The organism is Streptomyces sp. NPDC002076, assembly GCF_053593835.1.
The window spans coordinates 121,000-146,117 of the sequence record NZ_JBSFDI010000006.1; the positions used below are offsets into that span (position 1 = coordinate 121,000).

Consider the following 25,118-nt stretch of genomic DNA (forward strand, 5'->3'; position numbering starts at 1 on the left):
GACACGTTTTTCCGTCAGCCGGATTCCGCCGGTCAGCCGCTCGTCTTCTGTGTCAGGTCGTAGAACGTGGCCGAACCGACCGTGACCTTCTTGAAGTTGCTCTCGACCCACGAGGTGATCCGGGACGACGTACCGCTGCTGCTGCCGCCCATGCCACCGCCCATGCCTCCGCCGGCGATGAAGTAGTGGATCTTCCCTTCCTCGACGTACTTCTTGAACTGCGCGAGTGTCGGGGACGGGTCGGTGCCGTTGAAGCCGCCGATCGCCATCACCGGGTCACCGGTGGCGAGCTGGTAGCCGGCCGCGTTCTGGGAACCGATGGACGCGGCGACCCAGGTGTACTTGGCGGCGTCCTTCTCCAGCAGCTGCTTGGCGGCGGAGGAGACGTTCGCACCGTTCAGCAGGCCGCCGGCGCCACCGCCGCCGCCCATGCCGCCTTCGCCCATCCGGCCGGCGCCGGGGAAGCCGTTGCCGTTCCGGCCCTGGCCCTGCGTGGTGCCGTTGCCCTGCTGCTGGTTCTGGCCCGGCATGCCGCCGCCGAAGCCGCCGCCCCCGGGAAAGCCGTTGCCGTTCTGCTGGCCCTGCTGCCCCGGCATCGCGCCGCCGAAGCCGCCGCGCATACCGCCGCCGATGCCCCCGCCGGGCCCCCGGCCGCCGCCGAAGCCCATTGTGCTCGCGCCCGCCGGACCGGCCGTCGGGATGGAGCCGGTGTGCGCGGAGTCCACCGTGCTGAGGGTGTACGCCGTCGGACCGGCGAGCGCGGCCACCAGGCCCACCGCCGCCGCCGCGAGGGCCAGATGCCGGGAGATCCGGCCGGCGAAGATCAGGGCCAGCGCGGCCGCCAGACCGCCAATCAGCACCAGCCACTTCAGCCAGGGCAGATAGCTGGAGGTGCGGTTGAGCAGGACGTACCCCCACGCGGACGCGGCCACGAGCGCGGCGGCGAGGCTGATCGACGCCCAGGTCTCCCTGCGCCGCTCCCACAGCAGCCCGGCGCCCATGCCGACGACGGCCGCGAGGTAGGGCGCGAGCGCCACCGTGTAGTACTGGTGGAAGATGCCCGCCATGTAGCTGAAGACCACCATGGTGATCAGCAGCGAGCCGCCCCACACCAGGAACGACGCCCGCGTCACCGACGTCCGCTTCAGCTTCCGGGTGGCCACGAGACCCGCGACCAGCAGGATCAGTGCGGCCGGGAGCAGCCAGGAGATCTGGCTGCCGATCTCGGAGTTGAACATCCGGTCCCAGCCCGTGGCGCCCCAGCGGCCGGAGCCGGTCCCGCCGCCACCGCCGCCGACACTGCCGGTCTCGTCGCCGTTGATCCGGCCGAGGCCGTTGTAGCCGAAGGTCAGCTCCAGGAAGCTGTTGTTCTGCGAACCGCCGATGTAGGGACGGGAGGAGGCCGGCCACAGCTCGACGATCGCGACCCACCAGCCGCCGGCGACCACGAGCGCGACGGTGGCCAGGCCCAGTTGGACCAGGCGCCTGCGCAGCCTCACCGGACCGCAGACGGCGTAGACGATCGCGAGCGGCGGCAGGATCAGGAAGGCCTGCAGGGTCTTGGCGAGGAAGGCGAAGCCGATCGCGGCCCCGGCCCACACCAGCCACTTCGTCCGGCCGTCCTCCACCGCCCGTACGACGAAGTAGCAGGCCAGCGCCATCAGCAGGGCCAGCATCGCGTCCGGGTTGTTGAACCGGAACATCAGCGCCGCCACCGGGGTGAGCGCGAGCACTGCGCCCGCGATCAGACCGGCCACGGGGCTGAACCGGCGCCGTACGGCCGCGTACACGACCGCCACCGTGCCCACGCCCATCAACACCTCGGGCGTGAGGATCGCCCACGAGTTCAGGCCGAAGATCCGCACCGACAGCTCCATCGGCCACAGGAAGGCCGACGGCTTGTCGACGGTGATGGCGTTGCCCGCGTCCAGCGAGCCGAAGAAGAACGCCTTCCAGGACTTGCTGCCCGCCTGCACGGCCGCCGAGTAGAAGGAGTTGGCGTAGCCGGAGGCGCTGAGGTTGTACAGGTAGAGCAGGAGGGTCGCGGCGAGCAGGCCGAGAAAGGCCGGGCGCGCCCAGCGGGGGTCCTCGGGGCGGCCGCGCCACAGTCTGCGGAGGAACGGCTGCTCAGGCGCACCGGCCGCCCGGTGCGGGTGCGGCTGCGACGGGGGGTGCGGGGGAGCGCCTGTGGGCGGGCCCCACACGGTCGTACCGCTCTGCTGGTCGTACTGGGTGGTCATCGGGGATCCCCCGGATCGGTGTCGTGAGGGCGCATCGGCTGCAGTCGCATGGTGGCGTCCCTCCAGCTGCCGTCCGCGGCTTCGCCGGCGCGGACCTGGGTGGCCGTCGGATACGGCTGCTGGTACGGCACCGGGCGCTGGGGCAGCGGTGCGTACGGAGCGGTCGTGCCGTGCGGCGGGGTTGTGCTCGTGCTGTAGGTCGGCGAGGAGAGGGGGTGGGAGGCGACCACCGTCGAGCCGGTGCCGGACTCGCCGCGGTCCGGGAACACCCACGCGCGGAAGAGCAGGAACCGCAGGACGGTCGCCGCGAGGTTGGCGGCGATGAGCACCGCCAGTTCGGTGGAGTACGCAGGGTGGTCGCCGGCCGCGTTCAGGGCGGCCAGGGAGCCACTGGTCAGGGCGAGTCCGATACCGAAGACGACCAGGCCCTGCGCCTGGTGCCGGACAGCGCCGCCCCGGCCGCGCACCCCGAAGGTGAGCCGGCGGTTGGCGGCCGTGTTGGCGACCGCGGAGACCAGCAGGGCGAGCGCGTTGGCGATCTGGGAGCCGGAGAACTGCCGGAAGACGCTGTAGAGGAGGAGGTAGAAGAGGGTGGACAGGCCGCCGACGACACAGAATCCCACGAGCTGACGGGCCAGCCCCTTGGGCACGTTGATCAGGTCGCGGTCGCGCGGGTCGTCACCGAAGGGCCGGGTGAGCCGGTCCAGCGGGAGTGAACCGGTGGCCAGCGCCTTGCCGACCCGCCAGACGCCCTTGAGGTCGTCGGTCGCGGTCTTCACGATGTGCACGGTGGAGTCCGGGTCGTCGACCCAGTCGACCGGCACCTCGTGGATCCTGAGGCCCGCCCGCTCGGCGAGCACCAGCATCTCGGTGTCGAAGAACCAGCCGGTGTCCTCCACCAGCGGCAGCAGCACCTGGGCCACATCCCGCCGGATCGCCTTGAATCCGCACTGGGCGTCGGAGAAGCGGGCCTGGAGCGAGCCGCGCAGGATGAGGTTGTAGGCCCGGCTGATGAACTCCCGCTTGGGGCCGCGTACGACCCGGGAGGCGCGGGCCAGCCGGGAGCCGATCGCGAGGTCCGAGTGGCCGGAGATCAGCGGTGCCACCAATGGCAGCAGGGCGTTGAGGTCGGTGGACAGGTCGACGTCCATGTAGGCGAGGATCGGCGCCTCGGAGGCGGACCACACGGTCCGCAGGGCCCGTCCCCGGCCCTTCTGCTCCAGGCGGAAGTTGGCGACCTCGGGGATCTCCGCCGCCAGCCGCGCCGCCACCAGCGGGGTGGTGTCCGTGGACGCGTTGTCCGCGATCGTGATGCGGAAGGCGTACGGGAAGGTGCGCGAGAGGTGCTCGTGCAGTCTGCGGACGCACGGCTGGAGGTCCTTCTCCTCGTTGTAGACGGGGATCACTACGTCCAGGACAGGCGTACCGGCGTCTCCGGCCGGGAGGTGCTCCCGCGCCGGCAGGGTGCCGGGAGAAGAGTCGGTTCGCATGGGACCGACTCAACTCAAGCGCCCTGTTGCACCCATGTGGTGGCACTGTGCTGTGGCTGTGAGTGCGACTGCCAGTTGGTTTCGGGCGCGGGCCGCGGAACGGCAGGGGCGAGCGCGGGCAGATGCACGGTGAACACCGTCCGGCCCGGAACGCTGTCCACGGTGACGGCACCGCCGTGCGCGGCCGCGACCGCCTGCACGATGGCGAGCCCCAGGCCCGTGGATCCGGTGGCGCGGGAGCGGGCGGAGTCCCCTCGGGCGAACCGCTCGAAGACGTGCGGGAGCAGCTCCGGCGGAATGCCCTGCCCGTTGTCCTCGACGTCCACGCACATCCACGGCCCGCGTCGCAGCACGCGCGCGGTGACGGTCGTACCGGGCGGGGTGTGCTTGCGCGCGTTGCCGAGCAGGTTGACGAGCACCTGCTGGATCCGTGCCGCGTCCGCCGACACCAGCGCGGGTTCGTCGGGCAGATCGAGCCGCCAGTTGTGGTCCAGGCCGGCCGCCCGGGAGTCGCTGACGGTGTCCACGACCAGAGGGATGAGATCGGTCTGCTCGAACTGCAGGGGCCGTCCGGCATCGAGGCGGGCGAGGAGGAGAAGGTCCTCGACGAGGAGGGTCATCCGGCCCGCCTCCGACTCGATCCGCCCCAGCGCGTGCCGGGTGTCGGGCCCGACCTGCTCCCGCCCGCGCCTGGTGAGTTCCGCGTACCCCCGGATGGAGGCGAGGGGGGTGCGGAGTTCATGGCTGGCGTCGGCGACGAACTGCCGTACCCGCATCTCGCTCTGCTGCCGGGCGTGCAGGGCGCCGTGCACATGGTCGAGCATCCGGTTGAGCGCGGCACCGACCTGGCCGACCTCGGTGTGCGGGTCGCACTCGGACTCCGGGACCCGCTCGCTGAGGTTCACCTCGCCGGTGTGCAGCGGGAGTTCGGAGACCCGGGTGGCGGTGGCGGCCACCTTGCGCAGGGGGCGGGTGGCCACGCCGACGATGACGAATCCGGCGAGCGAGGCGGCGAGCAGTCCGGCGGCGGTGACGCAGACCTCGACGACGATGAGGGTGTCGATGTTGTCGTCGACGTCCTTGGTGGGCAGGGCGACGTAGTAGGTGGCGCTGCCGTCGGGGCTCACCGCGTACTGGACGCGGTAGCTCCCCAGGTCCGGGAGGTCGACCGTGTGCGCGTGCCCGTCCTTCGGCACGCCCGCGAGCGCCCGCTGCTGCGCGGCCGTGAGGCTGACGGTGCCCATCTTCCGGAAGCCGCCGTTGCTGTCGTTCAGCTGCACCGCCTTGGCCGCGCTGGCGATCCGGCCGTTCTGCAGATAGGCCGCGACGGTGCTGGGCTGGGTCGGGCCGTTGGTGAGGATGCGCGCGATCTTCTCGCTCGGCGTGGCGGTGGCCTTGTCCCCGGCGTCCGGGTCGGTGGGGAGGCCGGGCACGGTGACGCCGGGGTGCAGACGGCCGCCCGTCGCGCGCATGGCGATTTCGCCGACCTTCTCGTCGAGCTGCCTGTACAGGTGCGAGCGCAGCGCCACCGTGGTGACCGTGCCGATCACCGCACACACCACGGCGATCAGCACCACCGACGCGACGACGAGCCGGGTCCGCAGGGTGCGCGGCTGTCCGGCCCGTCGCTTCTGCCGCTGCTGCCGTTGCTGCGGACCCGGCCGTCGCCGCCTGTTCATGAGGCGGCGGGCTTGATCAGGTAACCGGCCCCACGCCGGGTGTGGATCATCGGCTCCCGCCCCGCGTCGATCTTCCGTCGCAGATAGGAGATGTACAGCTCGACGACGTTCGCCTGCCCGCCGAAGTCGTACGACCACACCCGGTCCAGGATCTGTGCCTTGCTGAGCACGCGCCGTGGGTTGCGCATGAGGAAGCGCAGCAGCTCGAACTCGGTGGCGGTCAGGTGGATGGAGTCCCCGCCCCGCGACACCTCGTGGCTGTCCTCGTCGAGCGTCAGGTCTCCGACCACGAGCACGGAGTCGGAGCGCCGGTCGGCGGCCCCGGACCGGCGGATGAGCCCCCGCAGCCGGGCCACGACCTCCTCCAGGCTGAACGGCTTGGTGACGTAGTCGTCACCGCCGGCCGTGAGCCCGGCGATACGGTCCTCCACCGCGTCCTTGGCGGTCAGGAAGAGGACGGGCACGTCCGGCAGTTCGCGCCGCAGCCGCCCGAGGACGGTCAGCCCGTCCATGTCGGGCAGCATCATGTCCAGTACGACGGCGTCGGGGCGGAACTCACGGGCGGTCTGGACGGCTCCCTGCCCGTCCCCCGCACTCCTGATCTGCCAGCCCTCGTAACGAAGAGCCATGCTCAGCAGTTCGGTGATCGACAGTTCGTCGTCCACCACAAGCACTCGGACGGGGCTCCCGTCCGGCCTGAGCAGTTCGGTGCGCCCCTGGGGCGAGGTCGTGGTCATGGTGGACACCTTGTCCGGGACCTCTGAGAGGAGGCTTTCCCCAGTCTGTGATTTCCCTGAGAAACACATAGGCACCTCTCAGGCGGCGCCTGGGAAGCGCTCACTCCCGCGCGAAGACGCGCGCGTGCTCGACCCTAGCGATGTGGATCACGTACCGCTCGTACCAACGCTCCCGGCCGCGGTGCTTGGCCGCGAGGTGCTCGGGGTGCCGCCGCCAGCGCTCGATCCCTTCGAGATCCCGGAAGTAGGCGACGGAGACGGCGAGTCCGCCGGGGGTACGGGCGGAGTCCTCACCGAGGAAGCCGGGGACTTCACGGACGAGACGGGAGAGGTGTTCGGCGGTGCGGTCGTAGCCGTGGGGGTCGTCGTCGGCTTCGTCGTCGGTACGGAGGGAGGTGAAGATCGCGGCGTAGTAAGGGGGTTCGGGGAGGGAGGAGGTGGGCTGTACAGCGGCATCCGTGTGATCGCTCATGACAACCACGGTCGGACGTGGGCCCGTTCGGCGTCCACGGCCCTTGCCGAAAGGGATCCGTAGGGGATCCGAGTCTTTGCCTTCGCCTCAGAACAGCCCCTCCTGCGGTTGGGCGAACTCCCGGAACGGAAAGGTGAGTCCGGCAGTCCCGGTAGCGGTCGGCGCCACCAGCTCCCAGCCGGTCATGAGCCGGGTGTCGAGCACGACAACCCCACGCTCGCCGACCGCCAGATGAAGATCGGGCCCGGCGGCCGCGACCAGCTCGCCGCCGACCCGGCCCCCCGGGACGAGTTGCACCACCTCCCCGAGCGCGGACGGAGCACCGGCAAGCCCGAACACCGCCACATGGTCGGTGACTTCACAGGGCGCGGGCCGCAGGGACTCGGGCCATCCGCTGAGCGCCACGGCCCGCGCATGCAGCTCCCGCACCTCAGCCGCCCGCTCCCGCTCGGTCCCCGGCAACGCCGACCGCACCGCGCGCTTCTCGGCGTACGGGATCCGGTCCGGCACCTGGAGCGCGGCCCGCAGCAGCTCCTCGGTACGCCGGGCGGCCATCAGCGGGCCGGTGCCCAGCCAGCTGAAACTGACAGCGCCCTGCTCCAGCAGCCGGGCGGAGCCCCGCTCGACCGCGGTGATCCCGACTTTCACCATCCCGGGGCCGAACCACGCCAGATACACCCGGTACGGCCGCGGGTCGTCGGCGATCGTGTCGGCGGCCACGGAGTGCGCCCGGTCCAGCCGCGCACACTCCTCGCACCGGGCGCCCGTGCTCCGCCCCGGCACGGCAGCACGGGTGGGGCAGGCATGCCCGCGCGCCCCCACACAGTGCCGCGCGCTCCCCTCCGGCACGGCGAAGCCGACCCGCTTGCCCCACGGCAGCGCACTGCGCCGCCCGCTGTCCCACACCAGCGCCGGTCCAGTCGGCGACCAGCGGAGCCCCGAGCATTTCCATACCTGTGCCATCACTCTTGAGGGTAGGAGGTGGGTCTGACAACGGGTTCCGGGCGGCGGACTGGCGTAGGCTGCGCCAAGGCCCGAAGCCGCAACCTTGTTTTGCGACTTCGGGCCTTCTGTCGGCTTGGGCGGTTACGGCAGGACGTACACCGGCACCCCTTCCGCCGCGACCCCCGCCTGCCGCACGCACCCCCGCTTGATCAGCATGCGCACACAGTCATGAACCCGGTCGAGCGTGAGCCCCGTACGCTCCGCGACCTCCTCCAGCCGGCAGTGCACCGGCCCACGAACCAGCGCCGGAGCGAGGTAGGCGGCGACGGCGTGCACGTCCTCGGTGACGACCAGGTTCTTCGCCCGCCAGGTGGCGAGGAGCTGCTGGGGGGTCATGGTGGGCCGGGGCGGTGCCGGGGCAGGGGCCGCATACGGTCGGCGATGAGGTCGAGGGTGTCGGCGATACGACCGAGCACGTGATGCACCCCGCCGACGCGGTCACTGAGGACGGCAAGATGGTCGTTGGTACGGCCGAGGTGGTCGTTGGTACGACGCATCTCCTCGATCCGCTCGACCTGCGCGACGGCCAGAGCCTCGTCCGCCCGGATGTTCCGCTCCTCCAGCCGGATGATCGCGTCGGCGACCTGCTCCGGCATGAGGTAGGCGGTTCCACCGTGCGGAGCGGGTTGTACGGGGGCGGGGTCGAGGGTGTAGGTGCCGTCGCGCTGGATGGTGGCGATGACCTCGCAAGCCCATTCCTTGAAGGGGGCGCACTCTGGCTTGGTACAGCCGTTGACGAGAGCGATCAAGCCGCGGAGATTCACCATACGCATGGACTTCTTGAGCCTGTGACCTGCAATTTTGCGTAAAGCGTCGTCTCCATAGACGCTTCGTGCAAGATCCTCGAGGGACTGTGTGCAAGGTGCTGCAACATGCCACAGCAAGGCTTGCCGCGTGTTCGCGTACCCAAGATGAACGGCGACGTCCACCGCCGGAAACCAGTGCTCCCCCTCCGGCGTGGTCAGCCTCCGCACCCGCGCCCCCGTGGCAGCGAAGACAAAGTCGTTGACGTCGATCGCGTCCTGCTTCCGCCCCGCCGGCTGCTCCGACGGAGTGTCGTTCTGCTCGTACATCGAGCATCACCTCCTCCCCGGAAACTAGAGACGCCGATCACCAACTCCCGCCCGCCGAAGGAACATTCACTCGATAGGTGACAGAGGGATCGATTCCGCACCCGTCGGCCGCCCCGCCCCCGCAGCCACCACCACAGCCCCTTGTCCCCGCCCCGCCAGCCGGCAGCCGGCAGCCGACGCACCCGGGATGCCCCTCCCGGGCCTGCGCATCCCGGACCCGCATCCCCCACTGTCCCCGCGGCCGCACCCCCGGCGGCTTGCCCCAGCCGGTCAGATGCAGGACCCATGTCACGAGCACGCTCACGGCCACGACGGCGAGCCCGCCCGCGACCAGCGGCAGCGAGGCCGTACACACCCCCAGCCCCACCACACCGCCTCCGACCGTCGCGATGCCGAAGCCGGTCCAGCCGGCGACCGTGTGACCCTCGTCGTACAGACTCATACCGCACCTCCGGGAACGAGCTCCCAAATTCCCTCACGAACTAAGAAGTCTCCTCGACCGAATATCTCACGAGCTAAGGGATTTCGAAAGATGCACGGCACGCCGCGACCACCCGCCACTCCGGCCCAGGCGCTGTCGGCGATGGACCACCTCATCGCCGCCCACCTGATCGGACAGCAGGAGCTGGCCCGGCGGCTGGGCCTGAACGTCACGGACCTGACCTGTTTCGCCTTTGTCCTGGAGGCGGGCGACGACCTGCTGACGGCCGGCGACCTGGCCGCCCGCGCCCACGTGACCACCGGCGCGGTGACCGGCATCCTCAACCGCCTCGAACGCGCCGGCTATGTCACCCGCCGCCCCGACCCCACCGACCGCCGCCGGGTCCGCGTGGCCGCCGTACCGGATGCCGTCACCCGCGTGGAGGCGGTGTACGCGGGCCACTACAAACGCCTGACCGCCCTGTTCTCCGACTACTCCGCCGAGGAACTGGCGGTCATCACGGACTGGTTCACCCGGGCCACGGCCCTGGCGCACGAGTACCTGGAGAAGCTGCACCGGAACGACCCCGACGAGGAGTGCTGACCCCGGCCGGCCCGGCGGTCACTCCGGGGCCGGTGCAACGGGTCGTTGCGCTGTGCGCTTCCGCACCGGCAGAGTCGGACGCCGTTGCCCACGTCGGCCACACGAGGTCGAACCCGGTGGTCGGGAGGATCAGGAGTCGTTCCATGTCCGATGAGATCACTCTGCGCCCGGTGACCGCCGACGATCTCGACCTGTTCGAGCGCGAGTTCAACGGGCCGGAGGGGACCGGCCGGTACCAGTGGTTCGGCTACGGTTCAACGGCCGGCCTGCGCCGGCAGTTCGCCGAGACCGGCCTGCTCGGCCCCGACGGCGGCATGCTCTCCGTCGCGGAGGCGGGCCGGACGGTGGGTCGCGTCGAGTGGTTCGCCGGCGCCTGGGGGCGGCCCGCCGCCTCCACCTGCTGGACCCTGGCGATCGGCCTGGTGCCCGCCGCGCACGGCCGCGGTATAGGCACCCAGGCCCAGCGACTGCTGGCCGAGTACCTCTTCGACCACACCAGGGCCGAACGGCTTCAAGCCTGGACGGACTGCGCCAACCTCGCCGAGCAGCGTGCGCTGGAGAAGGCGGGCTTCGTCAGGGAGGGCGTGCTGCGCTCCGCTCAGTGGCGCGGCGGCGAGTGGCACGATCAGGTGATCTTCTCCATGCTCCGCGCGGAGCGGTCCGGCGGCGAACTGAGGTGAACACTGGTCTCGAAACACCAGGTCAGTGGTGTGACGCGGTTGTTCCGGTCCGGATCTGTGCCGACGGCCACAGCCAGCGGGACACACGTAGGCTCATACTGAGCTATGACAAAGCCTGCGGCACCGAAGCGTCATCTGCCTACCAGTCCCTTCAAGGCCCCGGTCACACGGGCTCCCAAGCACTTCGCCCTGGGCGACCAGGTCACACATGACGTGTACGGCCTCGGCCGGGTGGTCGGCGTCGAGGACGGAATCGCGGTGCTCGTGGATTTCGGCTCGGCGCAGATGCGGATCTTGAGCCCGTACGCCAAGATGACCAAGCTGTAGCACCGCTGTGCCCGGTCACGGCACGCCAGGCCCCATCAGGGGCCTGTAACGAAAGGCAGACCTCTCATCGACTCGACGTCGCTGTTCTCCGCCCTGGAAGGGCAACCCAGCCGTTCCACTGCGGTATCGCCGCCTCCGACGACAAATCCCTTCCAGGCCCCGGACTTCGGAGAAGACGAGATCTTCTGGTCCGAGGACGCGCAGGATCCCGCCCCGGGCACGCGTGCGGCGCGGCCCAAGGCTGCCTAGCGGCGGGCCGGCGGGCGGTCGAGTACGCGTCGACGCCCGCCCGCGCCCACGCCCGCCCTCAACGCAAAAGCCAGAGGCCCTGTGGATCACTCCACAGGGCCTCTGATCTGATGTGCACTCGGCAGGATTCGAACCTGCAACCTTCTGATCCGTAGTCAGATGCTCTATCCGTTAAGCTACGAGTGCTTGTTCTTTTGTTCTTGTCTCCGTTTCGGTCCTTTCGGCCCGTCCCGGCGACAGGAAGAACATTACATGACTGCCGCCGACATGTGAAATCCGTTTGGCACACCCCTTGTGACCTGCGAAAACGCCCGCAGACGGGCTGAGGGGCGATGGAGGGCGTGAACGCCGAAGCCCCGGTCCTGGGGACCGGGGCTTCGGGATCGGTGCGGAGGCGGAGGGATTTGAACCCTCGATGGGCTTTAAGGCCCAAACCGCATTAGCAGTGCGGCGCCATAGACCGGACTAGGCGACGCCTCCAGCACAACCGCTCACGCGAGCGCGCGAGTGGTGCGTGCAGATGATGACACAGCCGAGCGGCCTGTCACCAATCGCCCCCCACGGTACTAGGCAGTCGGGCCGCAGGGCAAAGGGCTTCTGCCCGGCGCGGCGCGGGACGCAACATCCGGGGGGCTGGGGCGTTGGGCAGGGCATGGTTTTTCTTCTTCAGCGGGGTCAGAGGCGCAGAGGCCTCCAGCGGGACACGGGGCGCGCCTTCCCGAGGCGGTGGCGTGCGCATGGCGGTGGCTCGGCCGTCCTCGCCGCCGTATCCGCCCTGGTCACCCTCTCCGCGGTACCCGCCGTCGCCGCGCCCGTCATGCCGCCGCCCGTGCGGCCCGAGGACCGGGTCGTTGATCACCTCACCGTCGTCGTGCGGCATGCCGGGGCCGGGCAGGACGGGACGTACGAGCTGTTCTGTCATCCGGCCGCCGGAAGCCACCCGGACGCGGCGGAGGCCTGCCGGGTGCTGGACGAGCACACGCGGTGGGGGCGGGACCTCTTCGCCCCGGTGGCACCCGGCACCCTCTGCACCATGCTCTACGGCGGACCGGCCACCGCCCACGTGACGGGCACCTGGGCCGGACGCAGCGTCGATGCCGCCTACGACCGCAGCGACGGATGCGAGATCGGGCGGTGGGACCGGATGGTGCCACTGCTGCCGAAGCCGGGCTCGGCGGCGTAGGCCCGCGGGCCCGGCTCCCCGTGGGCCCGGCGGCGATGCGGGCCGGCAGCGCGTCGGCCTGTCAGCCCGGGGCCCGGCACCCCGGGGCCCGGCTCCTCGTAGGCCCGGCAGCCCGGGCTCATACATGCGTGCGCCCGCCGACCCTTCCGTGGACCCATGGGCCCGTACGCCTGCCGACCCGCCGACCCCTCGGCCCGCGCCGGCCCAGCGCGCCACACGCCCAGCAATCCACCGGCCCGGCACCCCGCCGCCCCAGGGATCCGTGCCGGCCCACCACCCCGCCCACCTGCCGACCCACCAGCCCACCGCCCCGCACAGCCGACCGGCTCCCGGCTTCCCCAGCAGAATCACCGGTCCCGTAAAAGTCCCGCGAAGGTCTCGCGGAGTCGGAGGGCGTGGCCGGCCCGTGGTGGCCGGTTCGGTGTCACTTCGTCGTGGGACCTCCCTCTCATCCGGCGTCGCGAGCGCAACGTGTGCCCTTAGACTCCCTCGCGTGACACGTCGCGGGCCGGTTGGCAAGATGGCCCGAGCGGTCGGCAAGGTGCGGTAACAGGGAGGAAGGCGTCTCGTGAGCAGCAGGCCATCCCGAGGCGCTGCTCGCCTCGCAGCCATACTCGACGCGCTGCCGGACGCGTTGGTCCTGGTCAACGCCAACGGAACCGTCGTCAACGCCAACACCATCGCGCTCGAAGCATTCGAGGCACCCGGTACGGCGCTCGTGGGGCGTGGGCTGCTCGATCTGCTGCCCGAGTTCGACTCGCGGCTGATTCCCGGGTCCATGCGGCGGCCCGATCACATGGATCCGCACGGGCGGACCAAGCCCACGCGGATGGTCGCGCGGCGCACCGACGGGTCCGAGTTCCCCGTCGAGGTCACGAGCGCGAATCTGGAGAACGGGCAGCAGGCGTACGACGGTTACGGATACACGGGTGACGAGCTGCTCATGCTCGTCGTCCGGGATCTCTCCGGGACCGTCGACACCGAGGCGGAGCTGGCACGCTCGCAGCGGCAGACCGAGATGATCCTGCGGGCCGCCGCCGAGGGTGTCGTGGGGACCGACACCGACGGGCGGATCGTCCTCGTCAACCCGGCCGCCGCCCAGATACTGGGATACCGGGCCGGAGAGCTCGGCGGCAAGGAGCTGCACACGCTGGTGCTGCACTCGCGCGCCGACGGCTCGCCGTTCCCGTACGAGGAGTCGCCACTCGCCGACACCCTGCGCTCCGGGCGCAAGCACCGGGTGCGCGGGCAGGTGCTGTGGTCCAAGGGGGACCAGAAGGTCTCGGTCGATCTGACCACCGCGCCCGTGCGCGACGGGGACCAGCTCGTCGGTGCCGTGATGACCTTCACCGATCGGCGGCCCTACGAAGCCCTCGCCGAGGAGAAGGCCGCGCTGGAGAAGGCGCACGCGGAGGAGGTCGAGCGGCTCTCCGAGGAGCACGCCTCCGATCTGACCGCGCTGCGTCAGCAGCATGTGACCGAGATCGAGGAGCTGCGGGAGAAGCACGCCGAGGAGCTCGGGGCCGGCGAGGAGCGGTACGCCGCACTCGCCGAGCGGGAGAAGGACCGGTACGAGGCCCTCGCCGGGCGGCACGAGCAGCTGCTGACCCTGCTCGGGCAGTCGCTGCGCGGACCGCTGGAGGAGCTGCGGCGCGAGCTGGCGGCACTGGCCGCCGACGACGCCGGGCAGCTGTGGCCCGAGGCCAACCAGGTGCTGCATCACCTTTCGGCCGGATATTCGCGGATCACGACGCTCATCGACAACGTCCTCGGGTACCAGCGGCTGGACGCGGGCGCCGAGGACATCACCCGTACGAAGGTGCTGCTGGACGCCGTCGTCGCCGCCGGTGTCGACGGCGCCGTCGAACTGATCGGCCCGGGGCGGGTCCAGTTCGCCGTGCACGCGCCGCCCATCGAGGCGGAGGTCGACCCGCAGCGGCTCGCCACCGCGCTGGCCCATCTGGTGGCGGATGTCGCCGGTGTCGACGCGACCGGCAACTCGCCCGTCTCCGCGGGCGGTTATCTGGACAACACCGTCGTGGTCGCGGCCGCGCAGCGCGGTGAGGTCGCGCGGATCGAGGTGCGCGGGCCGTACGCCGGGGGAGACGCGGTGCACGAGCCGATCGTGCGCGGGATCGTGCGGGCCCACGGCGGCGTGCTGCAGACGCACGAGGTGCCGGGCATGAGCGGCAGCGCGTATGTGCTGGAGGTACCGCTCGGCGGTGGCGCCGGCACGGTCGCGGGCGCGGGCGCGGGGCAGTCGGCCGCCGCTGCGCTTCCGCCCGCCGCGCCGGACGCGGGCGGGCGGGTCTCCGGCGCCGGCGAGGTCGCCGTGGTCGAGGCCGGTGCCGCCGAGCAGGCCGCCGGCGGCGGACGGCGGCGGGCCCGGCGGTCCTCCACCGACGCTTTCCTGGAGAGTGACGTTCCCGCTGCCGGCCAGGCCGGTGAGGCCGACGCGCCCGTGCCGACCGGGCGCCGACGCAGGCGCGCCGGCGCGCCCGCCGACGAGACGGGCCCGGTACCGGTGGAGGCCGTGGAGAGCGCGTCCGGGGGTACCGGGCGACGCCGTGGCCGGCCCGCCGAGGGCGGCGCCGGTGCCGGCGCCGATGTGAGCGAGGGCGCGGTGGTGACCGCGGCCGAGCATGCCGCGGGGGCCGCCGCCTCCGGTACGGGGCTGGGTCCGGCCGTGCCGCCGCAGGGCGTGCCCGCGCCGACGGGCCGGCGCGCCCGCCAGGACTCCGGCGCCCCGCAGGCCGCCCTGTCGCCCGCGCCCGCACTGCCGGCGGCCGGCAGCGAGCCGACGCCGGGTGCGCAGGCTGTCCCGGCCGACGGAGGGCAGCCGACCGGGCGGCGCCGGCGTGCGCTGGCCGCCGCGGCGGAGCGTGCCGCCGCCCAGGAGGCGGGCGCACGTACGGTCTTCGCCCTGCCGCCGGCCGAGGCCGACCGCACCCCGGAGTCCGCGGACTCGGCGAACGGAGTCGGTACGGTTCCGGCGGCCGGTGGCCTTCCGGGTGCCGGTGTGCCCGTGGGGCCGGGGGGCGCTGTGCCGGTCGGTCCGGGCGCCGGACAGGTTGCCGGTCCCCTTCCGCTTCCTCCTCAGGCCTCCGTTCCGGCGCCGGTGCCCGCTCAGCTGCCGCCGTCCGCCGTGGCGGTACCGGGTGACGACGGCCGGCACGACGCCGTACCGCTCGACCAGACCGCGGATCACACCCCGCCGCAGCCGCATCCGACCAGCGCGCCGACCGGCCGGCGCCGCCGGGCCGCGGCCCAGCCGGCGAATCCCGCTCAGGGACAGCTCGCTCCCGCCCAGGCCGCTCCGGGGCAGCCGGTTCCCCCGCAGACGGCTCCGGCGCAGGGCGTTTCGGGTCCGGCCGCACCGGCCGTGCCGGGGCAGGTGACTCCCCCTCAGGGGGTTCCGGTCGCTCCCGGGCAGGCCGGGCCGCACCCGGCGGGGACGCCGACTCCCGGTCAGGGCACGCCCGTTCCCGGCATTCCGGCGCAGGGTACGGCCGGTCAGGGCATCCCCGCCCAGGCCGGTCCCGCGCTGCCTCCTACTGCGGCACCCGGCGCCCCGGCCGGTGCCTCCGCGCCCGGTCAGCCGGCGGCCGTTCCGCAGGTGGCCGTGCCGCAGCCGCCCGTATCGCACCCCGCCGCGCCCGCGCACGACACCGCCGGCCGGCCGGTTCCGGGGGCTCCAGGACAGGCCGTCCCGGCCCAGCAGCCCGCCGCGCCGGCGACCGCGACGCCGCCCGGTGGCACCCCGGGCGCCCAGCCGCTGCCCGCGCAGGCCGCTGCCGGACCGGCGCCGGCGGCCGTTCCCGCGCCCGGTGTGCCCCAGCAGTGGCCCGGCGCCGACGACACCTCCGGTGCGGGCACGCCCGTACCGCAGACCGGCACTCCGGCCCCCGGCACCCCGCTGCCCGCGGAACGCGCCGGGGCCCAGGCGCCGCGGGTCGCGCAGCCGTTGCCCGCCGAGGGTCCGGCGGCCGACCCGAACTCGACGCAGGGGCGGGCGATCAGCGTCCGCACGCTCGGTCAGGGAGTGCCGTTCTCCCGGCAGGCCGCTCAGGTGCAGCAGCCGACGGCGACCCCGCCGCCGCACGCGCCGGGCGGCTCCGGCCGCCGACGCAAGCTGGGCACGCCTCCGGACCCGGCCAAGCGTCCGGAGCAGCAGCCGGAGCAGGCGGGCCGGCCGCATCCGGCGGCCGAACAGCCGACGACCGCGCATCCGTCCCTGGCCGGGCAGTCCCGGCCGACCCCGGGCACCGAGGGCGCCGGACGGTCGTACGCGATAGGCGCGCCGGACGCCGACGCCGCCGAGGGCCCCGAGCCGCTGGACGGCCCCGGGGGTGCCATCGAGATCGCGGACACCCCGCGGCCGCAGCCGCTCGACGACGAGCTGCCGCCGGAGCCGCTGGACAACCCGCGCCGGCTGCTGGTGTGGCCCGCCCCGGACGCGACGACCCAGCAGGCGCTGAGCGACCGCGGCTACCGGCCGGTGATCGTGCACTCCCGTGAGGAGGTCGACGCGCAGATCGCGGCGTTCCCGGCCGCGCTGTTCGTGGACCCGCTGACGGGGCCCATCACGCGTACGGCCCTGCAGTCGCTGCGGCAGGCGGCCGTCGCGGCCGAGGTGCCGGTGCTGGTCACGGCCGGGCTCGGGCAGGCGACACGCGAGGCGGCGTACGGCGCCGATCCCGCCGTACTGCTGAAGGCGCTGGCGCCGCGGGACAGCGAGCAGCATCCGCCGCGGGTGCTGCTCATCGAGGAGCACGCGGAGATCGCGCTGGCGCTGACGGCGACGCTGGAGCGGCGCGGGATGCAGGTGGCGCGGGCCGCGAGCGACCACGACGCGGTGACGCTGGCGGGGCAGTTCCGGCCGAACCTCGTGGTGATGGACCTGATGCAGGTGCAGCGCCGGCAGGCCGGGGTCACCGGGATCATCGACTGGCTGCGCGCGAACGGGCAGCTCAACCGAACCCCCCTGGTCGTCTACACCGCCGCCGTCGACCAGGCCGACCTGCCCCGGCTGGCCTCGGGCGAGACGGTCCTGTTCCTTGCCGAGCGGTCCACGAGCACGGAGGTGCAGGGCCGGATCGTGGATCTGCTGGCGCGGATCGGCACCAACTAGCTCACAGGTGCCCGGCGGCTGACACCGGACACGCGCGCCGGGCAGCAGGCTCCGCTGCCCGGCGCGTCCCGCGGTGTCACAAGCGGGTGACGTCCAGTTCCCCGTCCGCGTATCGCCTGCGCAGCACCTTCTTGTCGAACTTGCCGACGCTGGTCTTCGGCACCGACTCGACGATCGTCCAGCGTTCGGGCAGCTGCCACCGGGCGATGCGCCCCTCCTCGGCGAGGAAGACGCGCAGGGTCTCGAAGTCGGCGGTGGCGCCCTCCCGCAGGACGACCGTGGCCAGCGGGCGCTCGCCCCACTTCTCGTCGGGTACGGCGACCACCGCGGCCTCGGCGACGTCCGGGTGGGACATCAGCGCGTTCTCCAGCTCCACCGAGGAGATCCACTCGCCGCCGGACTTGATGACGTCCTTGGCGCGGTCGGTGAGGGTGAGGTAGCCGTCGGGGGAGATGGTGCCGACGTCACCGGTCTTCAGCCAGCCGTCTGCGCTGAACTTGTCGGCGGGACGCAGCGGTTCGGCGTCGGGGCCGTTGTAGTAGGCGCCGGCGATCCAGGGGCCGCGCACCTCCAGCTCGCCCGCCGACTCGCCGTCCCAGGGGAGGCGTTCGCCGCCGGGGCCGCTGAGCCGGGCCTCGACGCCGGCCGGGAAGCGGCCCTGGGTGAGGCGGTAGGCGAACTCCTCGTCCGTACCGGCCGCGTGGGCCGGGGGACGGGCGACCGTGCCGAGCGGGGACGTCTCCGTCATGCCCCAGGCGTGGCAGACGCGCATGCCGAGCCGGTCGAAGGCCTCCATGAGGGAGGGCGGGCAGGCGGAGCCGCCGATGGTGACCTGGGTGAGGGAGGAGACGTCGCGGGGCCGGTTGGTCAGCTCGGCGAGCAGGCCCTGCCAGATGGTCGGCACGGCCGCGGCGTGGGTCGGCTTCTCGCCCTCGATCATCTCGGCGAGCGGCGCCGGCTGGAGGAAGCGGTCCGGCATCAGCATGTTGACGCCGGTCATGAAGGTGGCGTGCGGCAGACCCCAGGCGTTGACGTGGAACTGGGGGACGACGACCAGCGAGGTGTCCTGGTCGGTCAGGCCCATCGACTGGGTCATGTTGACCTGCATGGAGTGCAGGTAGATCGAACGGTGGCTGTACACCACGCCCTTGGGGTCGCCCGTCGTGCCGGAGGTGTAGCACATGGCGGCGGCCTGGCGTTCGTCCAGCTCCGGCCAGTCGTACGTGGTGGGGCGGTCCGCGATCAGCTCCTCGTACTCGTGGATCCGGGCGTGCGCGCCCTGGAGCGGGGAGCGGTCGCCGGGGCCGGAGACGACGATGTGCTCGACCGTCGGCAGCTTGGCCAGCAGCGGGGCGAGCAGCGGGATCAGGGAGCCGTTGACGATGATGACCTTGTCGGCCGCGTGGTTGACGATCCACACCAACTGCTCGGCGGGCAGCCGCAGATTGAGCGTGTGCAGTACCGCGCCCATGGACGGGATCGCGAAGTAGGCCTCGACGTGCTCGGCGTTGTTCCACATCAGGGTGGCGACCCGGTCGTCGCCCCGGACGCCGAGTTCGTCGCGCAGGGCGTTCGCCAGCTGTACCGCGCGCACTCCGGCCTCGGCGAAACTGCGCCGCTGCGGCTCGGTTTCCCCGGTCCAGGTGATGATCTGGGACCGCCCGTGCACCAGCGTCCCGTGCGTCAGGATGCGGGTGACGGTCAGCGGTACGTCCTGCATGGTGCTCAGCACGGAGTCCTCCCGGGGCGGCACTGCCTACGCGGTGGTAGAGGTTCCGCTGATTCTGCGCACATACCGCACGGTATGTCACTAGGCGGTGTGTCACTCGGGAGAAAACTCGGGCAGGAAACCCGGGAAAACTCGGGGAAAGTGCCCGGCTAGCGGACCAGTCCCAGCTCAGGATCCTCGCGCAGCTTGGCCAGCGCACGCGACACGGCCGACTTCACCGTGCCCACGGACACCCCGAGCACCTCGGCGGTCTGGGCCTCGCTCAGGTCCTCGTAGTAGCGCAGGACGACCATCGCCCGCTGCCGCGTCGGCAGCTTGCTGATCGCCCGCCACATGGCGTCGTGCAGCGCCTGCCGCTCGGCCGGGTCGTCGTCGCCCGGCACGGGCTCCGGCTCGGGCAGCTCGTCGCAGGTGAACTCGTCCACCCTGCGCTTGCGCCACTGCGAGGTGCGGGTGTTCAGCAGCGCCCGGCGCACATAGCCGTCCAGCGCCCGCTGGTCCTCGATCCGCTCCCAGGCCACATAGGTCTTGGCGAGCGCGGTCTGCAGCAGGTCCTCGGCGTCACTCAGGTTCGCGGTGAGCGAGCGGGCGGTGCGCAGCAGGACCGGCTGACGAGCCCGCACATACGACGCGAACGTCGGATATGTCGGAGTCTCCCCGCCCGGCCGGAGCCGGGGATGCGGGAGGGTCTGCCGCCTTGGTGCGGCGGCGGCCGAGGCGCTGGTGCAGACGGGTGTGGTCATGGCTCCACGCTAGGAGTGGTCCACCCTGCGGCGGATCGCCCCCAGGTCCCGAAGCGGCGTCCCCCTCAGGTTGTACGGGTGGGGCTGGCTCCACCTCCTGAAGGTGGAGCGCGGGTGCACCCCGTGTGCGGGTACGACCCTGACTCCGCCTCGATCGGACCTGGTTCCGCCCCGATCAGGCCTTGCTCCGCCCGCATGGGTACGACCCTGAGTCCGGGCGGACCCAGCCCATTCCCGGGGTGGTTCGGCCCTGCGGGTCAGCAACTCCGGGGGGTGGGGAGCCGGTCGGCGTCTCGGGGCGGGGCGGGGGCCGGTCGGCCTGCCGGGGCGGGGAGCCGGTCGGCGTCTCGGGGCACGGCGGGAGCCGGTCGGCCTGCCGGGGCGGGGAGCCGGTCGGCGTCTCGTGGCAGGGCGGGGGCCCGTCGGCCTGCCGGGGCGGGGAGCCGGTCGGCGTCTCGGGGCAGGGCGGGGGCCGGTCGGCCTGCCGGGGCGGGGAGCCGGTCGGCGTCTCGGGGCAGGGCGGGAGCCGGTCGGCCCCCTCGCGCGGCTGGGCGGCGGCCCGTCGCGGGGCTGGGCGGCGGCCCGTCGCGGGGCTGGGCAGCGGCCCGTCGGTCAGTCGTCGGCCGTCAGGACCAGCCCCGAGGTGGGCACCCCGGTGCCGGCCGTCACCAGGGTCCGTCTCGCGCCCGGTATCTGGTTGACCGCCGTGCCCCGCAGCTGGCGCACCGCCTCCGCAATGCCGTTCATCCCATGCAGATAGGCCTCCCCGAGCTGGCCCCCGTGTGTGTTGAGCGGCAGCCGCTCCTCGGCCACGAAGTCCGCCGCCTCCCCCCTTCCGCAGAACCCGAACTCCTCCAGTTGCATCAGCACGAACGGGGTGAAGTGGTCGTAGAGAATCCCCACATCGATGTCGGCCGGGCCGAGTCCCGACGATCGCCACAACCGGCCGGCCACCACGCCCATCTCCGGCAGACCGGTCAGATCGTCCCGGTAGAAACTGGTCATCTGCTCCTGCGCCCGGCCGGCGCCCTGGGCGGCCGCCGCGATCACAGCCGGGGGATGCGGCAGGTCCCGGGCCCGCTCCACCGAGGTGACGACGAGCGCCTGACCGCCGTCGGTCTCCTGGCAGCAGTCCAGCAGCCGCAGCGGCTCCACGATCCAGCGGGACGCCGCGTGGTCCGCGAGCGTGATCGGGCGGCCGTGGAAGTACGCCGCCGGGTTGGTCGCCGCGTACTTGCGGTCCAGCACGGCCACATGCCCGAACACCTCCGGCGTCAGCCCGTACGCGTGCAGATACCGCTGGGCCGCCATCGCCACCCAGGAGGCCGGGGTGAGCAGCCCGAACGGCAGCACCCAGCCGAGCGCCGCGCCCTCCGCCGAGGGCTCCCGGTGCTGTACGCCGGCGCCGAATCTGCGGCCCGAGCGTTCGTTGAAGGCGCGGTAGCAGACCACGACCTCCGCCACGCCCGTCGCCACCGCGAGCGCCGCCTGGAGCACGGTCGCGCAGGCCGCACCGCCGCCGTAGTGCACCCGGGAGAAGAAGGACAACTCGCCCATCCCGCAGGCCTGGGCCACCGTGATCTCCGGGCTGGTGTCCATGGTGAACGTCACCATCCCGTCCACGTCCGCCGGAGCCAGCCCCGCGTCGTCCAGCGCGGCCCGCACCGCCTCCACGGCCAGCCGCAGCTCGCTGCGCCCGGAGTCCTTGGAGAACTCGGTGGCCCCGATCCCGGCAATCGCGGCGCGGCCGGCCAGGGTGTCGCGGGCCCGGACGCTCATGAGCGGCCCTCCGCGTCCGGGACGGTGACCGTCACCGTGCCCTCGACATGTCTGCCAAGGGCGTTGGCGCCGACGACCCGTACGGTGGCGGTGTCGCCGTCGACCGCCTCGATCGTGCCGGTCAGCACCATCGTGTCTCCCGGATAGTTGGGCACCCCGAGCCTGATGGCGACTTTGCGGAGCGTCGCCGTCGGGCCGAAGTGGTCCGTGATGTATCTGCCGACCAGGCCGTTCGTCGTCAGGATGTTCATGAAGACGTCCGGTGAGCCCTTCTGCCTGGCCGACTCGGCGTCGTGGTGCACGTCCTGGTAGTCCCGCGACGCGATCGCCCCCGCCACGATCAGCGTCCGCGTGACCGGGATCTCCAGCGGGGGCAGCTCGGCGCCCGCCGTCAGTGCCGTCGCCGGCGCGGTCCTCATGGCTCACTCCCCACTCGCGGTCAAGTCCCCCAGTTCCTGGAGCACTTCGGCCCCAGAGCCCAGATGGGCGACCAGCTGTCTGCCCCACAGGAAGCGCCGGTGCACGGGATGGTCGAGATCGGCTCCCGCTCCGCCGAGCAGATGCTGACCGGTGTGCACCACCCTCTGCCCCGCCTCCTTGAGGCGTTCGTGGGTGGAGAGGTCGCCGAAGATCCGCGCGGCCAGGTCACGGGCCTCGCCCTGGGCCTCGGTGGGCGTGAAGTCCATGTCAGGCCCCGCCCTCGCCGTGGCCGTCGACGACCCGGAAGACCGGGAGGACCTGCGCGCCCTCCGCGTCCTCGTAGGTGCGGAACTCCGCCTGGACGGGCAACCCGATGCGCACCTTGTCGTAGGGCACCCCGATCACATTGCTCACCATCCGCACGCCCTCGGCGAGTTCGACGAGGCCGACCGCGTAGGGAGGATCGAAGGCCGGGAAGGGCGGGTGGTGCATCACCACGTACGAGTGGACCGTCCCCGCGCCGCTCGCCTCGACCGTGTCCCAGTCCAGGCAGCCGCATGCGTTGCAGCCCGGCAGCCAGGGGTGGCGCAGGGTGCCGCAGTCCGCGCAGCGCTGGATGAGGAGTTTGTGCTCGGCCACGCCCTGCCAGAACCCGGCGTTGTCCCGGTTGACCACCGGGCGGGGACGGGGGGCCGGGAGATTTTGGTGGGCCGGGGCGTACTTGAGGATGCGGAAGCGGTGCGTGCCCACGAGGTCGCCGTCGACGCGGATGTCCGTGCGGGTCGTGACGAAGTAGCCGGTGCCCAGCTTCGTCGTCTTGCGGTCGGAGACCGACTCGATCACCGAGTCGAAGGTGACCTGGTCACCCGGGCGCAGGGCCCGTGGATACTCCTGCTCGCAGTCGGTGGCCACCACGGCCGTACAGCCCGAGGCGTCGAGGAGCGACAGCAGCTCGTCGTAGGCACCCGTGCGGCCCTCGTGCCCCGACAGGCCGCCCATCGTCCAGGCCTGCAGCATGGTGGGCGGGGCGATGGCGTCCGGCCCGGAGTAGGCAGGGTTGGTGTCGCCCATGGCCTCGCACCAGTGCCGGATCATCGGCGCGTTCACCGGGTCCTTGCCCTTCCCGGCGACGGCGGCCGGCCGCCCCTCGTACGCCTTGAGCCGCGCGCCGAGCGGGTCGTGGCCCCTCTCCGCCGTGCTCATCGCCGCCCCCTCCCGGCCTCGCTCCCGGCCTCGCGTACCCGACAGGACAGTTTCTGACTGTCCGTCAGATAGCGAGGGGTGTCAAGGTCGCCGTCGGCGCGGAACGGGCGCGGGAAAACGCCTGCGCGGCGGCACCGAAGTACCGCCGCGCGGACGTGTTACGACCCCGAAGCACACCCCACGAGGCCCCTTACCGGGAGGGACCTCGCCCGAGGCTCACCACAGGCGGGTGAAGTGGATGGCCACGTTCTCGTTGCCCTGCTGGACGGCCGTCCAGGCGGAGCCGTTGACCTGGGCGGTGTTGCTCTGGTTCGAGGCACCGTTGCCGACCGCGTTCTGCTGCGTGGTCGACGAGTTGCCGTTGTTGTTGTGGCCGACTCCGCTGCCGATGATGCCCGCCACACCGGTGTTGGCGCTCGATCCGTTGTCCGCGAAGGAGCCGTTGTCTGCGGCCGCGACGCCGCTGAACAGGGCGGCTGCGAGCGGGAGCGCGGCGACGGCGGCGAGGACGCGGGCGGTACGGATGCTTGCCATGTTGTTCCTCCAGAACCGAGAACTCTGCGGCCCTAGGGCCGGAAGTACGTGAAGTACGGCTTGTGTCAGGGCAGTTGGCCGACCGCTCTGACTGTCGTGGACGACGTCGCGAGATCAGAGTTGCCCACCGAATCCTCGGCGAACCACCCCGGAAGATCTGATTCGCACGCAAGCGTGATGAAAAGTCGATAAACCCCTATCGCCATCTTTCGCCACTTCACCCACCATGAGGGATCAGGCGGTGCTTTCCCTCGCCAAGTGACACAAGTGACGAATCGTTCCGCCACATATCCGGCCAATCTCCCCCGCCCCGGCGCGTCACCACCGCCTCCTCTTCCCTTTTTCGAACGTACGTACGAACATGAAGGCATGGCCTACACCGACCGGCAGGCCACGACGCTGGCCCTCGCACACGCTCTGTCAGCCGCCGAACGCGGACTGGCCGTCATCCCCCTGTCCCGGACGAAGCTCCCGGCCCTGCGCTCCCCCCACCGCGACGACCCCGACCCGGCCGGACCGCGCTGCCACGGCGAGTGCGGCCGCCTCGGCCACGGCGTGTACGACGCCTCGACCGACCCCGTCCGCATCCGCGAGCTGTTCGCCGCCGCACCCTGGGCCACCGGCTACGGCATCGCCTGCGGGTTGCCGCCGTACCACCTGATCGGCGTCGACCTGGACACCAAGTCCGGCACGAACTCCTCGACCGCACTGCGCGAACTGGCCCTGCGCCATCTGTTCACCATTCCGGAGACGGTCGTCGTCCGCACCCCGAGCAGCGGGCGTCACCTGTGGCTCACCGGCCCGCCGGACGTCGTCGTACCGAACTCCGCCGGGCGTCTCGCCCCCGGCATCGACATCCGCGGCGCCGGCGGCTACCTCGTCGGCCCCGGCTCCCGCACCGACCACGGCGTGTACACGACCGCCCCCGGCACCGCGCACCTGGCCCCCGCCCCCTGTCCGCCGTCCCTGCTGCGCCTGCTGGTGCCGCCGCCCCGGCCCCCGGATCCGCATCCGCATCCTGCGGTGTCCGGCGACCACGGCCGCGGCCTGGTCCAGTTCGTCCTCTCCGCGCACGAGGGCCAGCGCAACACCCGCCTCTTCTGGGCGGCCTGCCGCGCCTACGAGAACGGCATCGGCCCCGCCCTGGCCGACCCCCTGACCGAGGCCGCTCGCCACACCGGCCTGTCCGAACGCGAGGCCCGCGCGACGATCGCCTCGGCAGCACGGATGACGGGACACCGGCCGTGACGGCGAGAACCCGACGCAGCACGTGAAAGGGGCGCCCCCTGAGGAGGGCGCCCCTTTCCGACATCCGCGGTGGGTGTGGGATTTGAACCCACGGTGACTCGCGCCACGCACAGACTGCCCGACGCGCCGGAAGCTTACGGGGCCATGATCACTCGCGCCAAAGCAGCTCCCG

The 25,118-nt window shown here is 72.1% G+C and carries 21 protein-coding genes, 2 tRNA genes and 1 pseudogene; 6 read left to right on the forward strand and 18 right to left on the reverse strand.

Annotation, left to right across the window (positions count from 1 at the left end):
- Window positions 1-32: 32 nt before the first annotated feature.
- The 9 genes from ACWCQS_RS15010 to ACWCQS_RS15050 form a co-directional block, all read right to left on the reverse strand.
- Window positions 33-2,240, reverse strand: a complete 2,208-nt coding sequence (locus tag ACWCQS_RS15010) for a glycosyltransferase family 39 protein (protein ID WP_451004824.1) — start codon at window positions 2,238-2,240, stop codon at window positions 33-35.
- Complete coding sequence (locus tag ACWCQS_RS15015; RefSeq protein ID WP_451004825.1) at window positions 2,237-3,730, reverse strand: glycosyltransferase; 1,494 nt, start codon at window positions 3,728-3,730, stop codon at window positions 2,237-2,239. The genes ACWCQS_RS15010 and ACWCQS_RS15015 overlap by 4 nt, the downstream gene beginning before the upstream one ends.
- 14 nt (window positions 3,731-3,744) lie before the next feature.
- Complete coding sequence (locus ACWCQS_RS15020; protein ID WP_451004826.1) at window positions 3,745-5,409, reverse strand: ATP-binding protein; 1,665 nt, start codon at window positions 5,407-5,409, stop codon at window positions 3,745-3,747.
- Window positions 5,406-6,146 (reverse strand): response regulator transcription factor, encoded by a 741-nt coding sequence (locus ACWCQS_RS15025; RefSeq protein ID WP_388622507.1) that lies wholly within the window; start codon window positions 6,144-6,146, stop codon window positions 5,406-5,408. Before ACWCQS_RS15025 ends, ACWCQS_RS15020 begins: the two co-directional genes overlap by 4 nt.
- Window positions 6,147-6,246: 100 nt before the next feature.
- Window positions 6,247-6,618: an antibiotic biosynthesis monooxygenase family protein gene (locus ACWCQS_RS15030; protein WP_451004827.1), complete on the reverse strand. Its 372-nt coding sequence runs from the start codon at window positions 6,616-6,618 to the stop codon at window positions 6,247-6,249.
- An 87-nt stretch (window positions 6,619-6,705) separates the two neighbouring features.
- On the reverse strand, window positions 6,706-7,581 hold the full coding sequence (locus ACWCQS_RS15035; protein ID WP_451004828.1) for a DUF2797 domain-containing protein: 876 nt from the start codon (window positions 7,579-7,581) through the stop codon (window positions 6,706-6,708).
- A gap of 123 nt (window positions 7,582-7,704) precedes the next feature.
- Window positions 7,705-7,959, reverse strand: coding sequence for a hypothetical protein (locus ACWCQS_RS15040; RefSeq protein WP_451004829.1), 255 nt, complete (start codon window positions 7,957-7,959; stop codon window positions 7,705-7,707).
- On the reverse strand, window positions 7,956-8,696 hold the full coding sequence (locus ACWCQS_RS15045) for a BRO-N domain-containing protein (protein ID WP_451004830.1): 741 nt from the start codon (window positions 8,694-8,696) through the stop codon (window positions 7,956-7,958). Before ACWCQS_RS15045 ends, ACWCQS_RS15040 begins: the two co-directional genes overlap by 4 nt.
- A 37-nt stretch (window positions 8,697-8,733) precedes the next feature.
- A complete protein-coding gene (locus tag ACWCQS_RS15050) occupies window positions 8,734-9,138 on the reverse strand; it encodes an HGxxPAAW family protein (RefSeq protein ID WP_451004831.1) in 405 nt (134 codons plus the stop codon).
- 90 nt (window positions 9,139-9,228) lie between these two features.
- Between ACWCQS_RS15050 and ACWCQS_RS15055 the strand changes: the two genes are divergently transcribed.
- The 3 genes from ACWCQS_RS15055 (at window position 9,229) to ACWCQS_RS15065 (ending at window position 10,727) form a co-directional block, all read left to right on the forward strand.
- Window positions 9,229-9,720 carry a MarR family winged helix-turn-helix transcriptional regulator gene (locus tag ACWCQS_RS15055; RefSeq protein ID WP_450984749.1) on the forward strand — a complete coding sequence of 164 codons (492 nt, stop codon included), beginning with the start codon at window positions 9,229-9,231 and terminating at the stop codon, window positions 9,718-9,720.
- Window positions 9,721-9,863: 143 nt separating this feature from the next.
- Window positions 9,864-10,400, forward strand: coding sequence for a GNAT family N-acetyltransferase (locus ACWCQS_RS15060; protein WP_451004832.1), 537 nt, complete (start codon window positions 9,864-9,866; stop codon window positions 10,398-10,400).
- A gap of 105 nt (window positions 10,401-10,505) precedes the next feature.
- Entirely contained in the window at window positions 10,506-10,727 is a 222-nt protein-coding gene (locus tag ACWCQS_RS15065; RefSeq protein ID WP_388622517.1) for a hypothetical protein, read from the forward strand.
- Window positions 10,728-11,089: 362 nt separating this feature from the next.
- On the opposite strand, the gene ACWCQS_RS15070 is transcribed toward ACWCQS_RS15065, so the two are convergent.
- Window positions 11,090-11,162, reverse strand: a tRNA-Arg gene (locus tag ACWCQS_RS15070).
- 203 nt (window positions 11,163-11,365) lie between these two features.
- Window positions 11,366-11,456, reverse strand: a tRNA-Ser gene (locus tag ACWCQS_RS15075).
- Between the two features lie 172 nt (window positions 11,457-11,628).
- Here ACWCQS_RS15075 and ACWCQS_RS15080 point away from each other — a divergent pair.
- On the forward strand, window positions 11,629-12,159 hold the full coding sequence (locus tag ACWCQS_RS15080) for an SSI family serine proteinase inhibitor (RefSeq protein ID WP_451004833.1): 531 nt from the start codon (window positions 11,629-11,631) through the stop codon (window positions 12,157-12,159).
- A gap of 568 nt (window positions 12,160-12,727) precedes the next feature.
- Complete coding sequence (locus ACWCQS_RS15085; RefSeq protein WP_451004834.1) at window positions 12,728-17,290, forward strand: PAS domain-containing protein; 4,563 nt, start codon at window positions 12,728-12,730, stop codon at window positions 17,288-17,290.
- A gap of 76 nt (window positions 17,291-17,366) precedes the next feature.
- Here ACWCQS_RS15085 and ACWCQS_RS15090 read toward each other — a convergent pair whose 3' ends face one another.
- The 7 genes and pseudogenes from ACWCQS_RS15090 to ACWCQS_RS15120 all read right to left on the reverse strand — a co-directional run bounded on the left by ACWCQS_RS15090 (window position 17,367) and on the right by ACWCQS_RS15120 (window position 23,698).
- On the reverse strand, window positions 17,367-19,022 hold the full coding sequence (locus ACWCQS_RS15090; protein WP_451004835.1) for a long-chain fatty acid--CoA ligase: 1,656 nt from the start codon (window positions 19,020-19,022) through the stop codon (window positions 17,367-17,369).
- Window positions 19,023-19,168: 146 nt separating this feature from the next.
- A complete protein-coding gene (locus ACWCQS_RS15095) occupies window positions 19,169-19,762 on the reverse strand; it encodes a SigE family RNA polymerase sigma factor (protein ID WP_451004836.1) in 594 nt (197 codons plus the stop codon).
- Window positions 19,763-20,374: 612 nt separating this feature from the next.
- Entirely contained in the window at window positions 20,375-21,541 is a 1,167-nt protein-coding gene (locus ACWCQS_RS15100; protein ID WP_451004837.1) for a lipid-transfer protein, read from the reverse strand.
- Window positions 21,538-21,936 (reverse strand): MaoC family dehydratase, encoded by a 399-nt coding sequence (locus tag ACWCQS_RS15105; RefSeq protein ID WP_451005076.1) that lies wholly within the window; start codon window positions 21,934-21,936, stop codon window positions 21,538-21,540. Before ACWCQS_RS15105 ends, ACWCQS_RS15100 begins: the two co-directional genes overlap by 4 nt.
- A 27-nt stretch (window positions 21,937-21,963) precedes the next feature.
- Window positions 21,964-22,137: pseudogene (locus ACWCQS_RS15110) on the reverse strand (acyl-CoA dehydrogenase family protein); the annotation flags it as partial.
- Window positions 22,138-22,228: 91 nt separating this feature from the next.
- Window positions 22,229-23,164: a bifunctional MaoC family dehydratase N-terminal/OB-fold nucleic acid binding domain-containing protein gene (locus tag ACWCQS_RS15115; protein WP_451004838.1), complete on the reverse strand. Its 936-nt coding sequence runs from the start codon at window positions 23,162-23,164 to the stop codon at window positions 22,229-22,231.
- 216 nt (window positions 23,165-23,380) lie between these two features.
- Window positions 23,381-23,698, reverse strand: coding sequence for a hypothetical protein (locus ACWCQS_RS15120; RefSeq protein ID WP_451004839.1), 318 nt, complete (start codon window positions 23,696-23,698; stop codon window positions 23,381-23,383).
- Window positions 23,699-24,067: 369 nt separating this feature from the next.
- Here ACWCQS_RS15120 and ACWCQS_RS15125 point away from each other — a divergent pair, with 369 nt between their 5' ends.
- On the forward strand, window positions 24,068-24,946 hold the full coding sequence (locus ACWCQS_RS15125; RefSeq protein WP_451004840.1) for a bifunctional DNA primase/polymerase: 879 nt from the start codon (window positions 24,068-24,070) through the stop codon (window positions 24,944-24,946).
- The last annotated feature ends 172 nt before the right edge of the window (window positions 24,947-25,118 follow it).

Excerpts from the sequence above, each read along its gene's own strand:
- ACWCQS_RS15035 (WP_451004828.1), bottom strand. The coding sequence starts at position 7,581 with ATGGCACAGGTATGGAAATGCTCGGGGCTCCGCTGGTCGCCGACTGGA.
- ACWCQS_RS15015 (WP_451004825.1), bottom strand. The coding sequence starts at position 3,730 with ATGCGAACCGACTCTTCTCCCGGCACCCTGCCGGCGCGGGAGCACCTC.
- ACWCQS_RS15120 (WP_451004839.1), bottom strand. The coding sequence starts at position 23,698 with ATGGCAAGCATCCGTACCGCCCGCGTCCTCGCCGCCGTCGCCGCGCTC.
- ACWCQS_RS15025 (WP_388622507.1), bottom strand. The coding sequence starts at position 6,146 with ATGACCACGACCTCGCCCCAGGGGCGCACCGAACTGCTCAGGCCGGAC.
- ACWCQS_RS15010 (WP_451004824.1), bottom strand. The coding sequence starts at position 2,240 with ATGACCACCCAGTACGACCAGCAGAGCGGTACGACCGTGTGGGGCCCG.
- ACWCQS_RS15095 (WP_451004836.1), bottom strand. The coding sequence starts at position 19,762 with ATGACCACACCCGTCTGCACCAGCGCCTCGGCCGCCGCCGCACCAAGG.
- ACWCQS_RS15030 (WP_451004827.1), bottom strand. The coding sequence starts at position 6,618 with ATGAGCGATCACACGGATGCCGCTGTACAGCCCACCTCCTCCCTCCCC.
- ACWCQS_RS15050 (WP_451004831.1), bottom strand. The coding sequence starts at position 9,138 with ATGAGTCTGTACGACGAGGGTCACACGGTCGCCGGCTGGACCGGCTTC.
- ACWCQS_RS15115 (WP_451004838.1), bottom strand. The coding sequence starts at position 23,164 with ATGAGCACGGCGGAGAGGGGCCACGACCCGCTCGGCGCGCGGCTCAAG.
- ACWCQS_RS15080 (WP_451004833.1), top strand. The coding sequence starts at position 11,629 with ATGGTTTTTCTTCTTCAGCGGGGTCAGAGGCGCAGAGGCCTCCAGCGG.
- ACWCQS_RS15045 (WP_451004830.1), bottom strand. The coding sequence starts at position 8,696 with ATGTACGAGCAGAACGACACTCCGTCGGAGCAGCCGGCGGGGCGGAAG.
- ACWCQS_RS15020 (WP_451004826.1), bottom strand. The coding sequence starts at position 5,409 with ATGAACAGGCGGCGACGGCCGGGTCCGCAGCAACGGCAGCAGCGGCAG.
- ACWCQS_RS15065 (WP_388622517.1), top strand. The coding sequence starts at position 10,506 with ATGACAAAGCCTGCGGCACCGAAGCGTCATCTGCCTACCAGTCCCTTC.
- ACWCQS_RS15060 (WP_451004832.1), top strand. The coding sequence starts at position 9,864 with ATGTCCGATGAGATCACTCTGCGCCCGGTGACCGCCGACGATCTCGAC.
- ACWCQS_RS15040 (WP_451004829.1), bottom strand. The coding sequence starts at position 7,959 with ATGACCCCCCAGCAGCTCCTCGCCACCTGGCGGGCGAAGAACCTGGTC.
- ACWCQS_RS15055 (WP_450984749.1), top strand. The coding sequence starts at position 9,229 with ATGCACGGCACGCCGCGACCACCCGCCACTCCGGCCCAGGCGCTGTCG.
- ACWCQS_RS15100 (WP_451004837.1), bottom strand. The coding sequence starts at position 21,541 with ATGAGCGTCCGGGCCCGCGACACCCTGGCCGGCCGCGCCGCGATTGCC.
- ACWCQS_RS15125 (WP_451004840.1), top strand. The coding sequence starts at position 24,068 with ATGGCCTACACCGACCGGCAGGCCACGACGCTGGCCCTCGCACACGCT.